Here is a 1272-nt window from a genome sequence, read left to right as displayed (position 1 = left end):
GAGGCGCCGGCCTTCACCGAGCTCGCTCAGGCACTGTCGATCAACATCGGCACGATCTCACCACCCTGGGCCGAGTCGATGCTGGCCTGCGCCGAGGTGGCAGGCTTGCACTCCACCCCCTGGGTGCTGGACCCGGTGGCCGTCGGCGCCACGCGCTACCGCCAGACGCTGTGCGAGGCGCTGCTCGCCCGCGCGCCCTGGGTGATCCGCGCCAACGTCTCGGAAGTGCTGGCGCTGGCCGGGCTCGAGAGCAAGGGACGCGGCGTGGACGCCGACCCCGCCGCGCAGAACGCCGAACACGCCGCCGTGACCCTGGCCCGACAGCAGGGCTGCGTGGTGGCGATGACCGGCGAGCGCGACTTCGTCACCGACGGCGCCCGCCACGCCCGGGTCAGCGGCGGACACTTCCTGATGCCGCGCGTGACCACGCTCGGCTGTGGCCTGAGCGCCATCGTCGCCGCGTTCGTCGCGGCCTCGCCCGACGATCGATTCGAGGCGACCGTGGCGGCCCTGGCGAGTTTCGCGCTGGCGGGCCGTGAGGCGGGCGAGCGTGCAAAGGGGCCGGGCAGCTTCCAGGTCGAGCTGCTCGACGCGCTCTATCGGCTGACGCCCGACGCGCTGTCGAACCAGACGCACTGGGAAGTCGTCGCGCAACCATCAGGCGCTGCGGGCAGCGATGCAGGAGCGCAGCCATGACGCTGGATCTATCGCTTTACCTGGTCACCGACGCCGGGCTGTGTCGCGCCTACGGCCTCGAGAGAACCGTCGAGGAAGCGGTGGCCGGCGGCGTGAGCGTCGTGCAGCTGCGCGACAAGCACGCCGACGATGCCACGCTGATCCACCAGGCCCGGCGCCTGAAAGCGGTGCTCGCCGGCAGCGGCGTGCCCTTGATCATCAACGACCGCCTGGAGGTGGCGCTTCAAAGCGGCGCCGACGGTCTGCACGTCGGCCAGAGCGATGCCGCAGTGCTGAAGGCCCGCCAGGCGCTCGGCGAGCACGCCATCCTGGGGCTTTCCATCAATACCCGCCAGGAGCTCGACGCCGCCCCGGTGGAGGCGTTGGACTACGTGGGGCTGGGGCCGGTGTTCGCCACGGCCAGCAAGCAGGACCACGCCGCTCCCCTGGGCTTTGCCGGCCTTGCGGCGCTGGCCGGGGCGAGCCGATTGCCGAGCGTGGCCATTGGCGGGCTCAAGGCCGAGCACGTCGATCAGGTGTTCGCGGCGGGCGCCCAGGGCCTGGCGGTGATTTCCGCCATCTGCGGCACGCCGGACC

The 1272-nt window shown here is 71.9% G+C and carries 2 protein-coding genes; both read left to right on the top strand.

Features of this window, described 5'->3' with window-relative positions; all coding sequences use genetic code 11:
* Nucleotides 1–696 (top strand): hydroxyethylthiazole kinase (thiM, locus tag BIS11_RS17865; RefSeq protein WP_253586766.1); only part of this gene is annotated, 696 nt, incomplete at its 5' end.
* Nucleotides 693–1272, top strand: a 580-nt coding sequence (gene thiE / locus BIS11_RS17860; RefSeq protein ID WP_253586765.1) for a thiamine phosphate synthase, incomplete at its 3' end; no start/stop codon positions are given. The genes thiM and thiE, both read left to right, overlap by 4 nt.

It is taken from the genome of Halomonas sp. 707D4, from assembly GCF_024158685.1.
Classification (GTDB): domain Bacteria; phylum Pseudomonadota; class Gammaproteobacteria; order Pseudomonadales; family Halomonadaceae; genus Vreelandella.
Note: the sequence above shows the minus strand (reverse complement) of the source record. Positions and strands in the feature narration are given on the sequence as shown.